Raw genomic sequence first — 401 nt, 5'->3', positions numbered from 1 at the left:
GCTGGGTCTTCGGCAAGCTCGACAACGGGATGCGCTACATCATCCGGCGCAACAACCGGCCCGAGGGCACGGCGCTGGTCCGGATGGAATTCACGGCCGCGGCGCTGGACGAGGAAGACGACGAGCGCGGCTACGCCCACTATGTCGAGCACATGGCCTTCAACGGGTCCACCAACGTGCCCGAAGGCGAGATGATCAAGCTGCTGGAGCGCAAGGGCCTCGCCTTCGGTGCCGATACCAATGCGTCCACAGGCTTCGAATACACCCAGTACAAGCTCGACCTGCCGCGCGCGGACGAGGACTTGCTCGACACGTCGCTCATGCTGATGCGCGAGACGGCGAGCGAGCTCTTGTTCGACGAAGAGGCCGTCCAGCGGGAAAAGGGCGTCATCCTGTCGGAG

At 64.3% G+C, this 401-nt stretch carries 1 protein-coding gene; it reads left to right on the top strand.

Annotated elements, in window-relative coordinates:
- On the top strand, nt 1-401 hold a 401-nt coding region (locus tag AB1L30_RS00455; protein ID WP_367011388.1), incomplete at both ends, for an insulinase family protein.

Source organism: Bremerella sp. JC817, from assembly GCF_040718835.1.
In the GTDB taxonomy this organism is placed as follows: Bacteria; Planctomycetota; Planctomycetia; order Pirellulales; family Pirellulaceae; genus Bremerella.
This window is presented reverse-complemented; position numbering and strand designations above follow the sequence as displayed.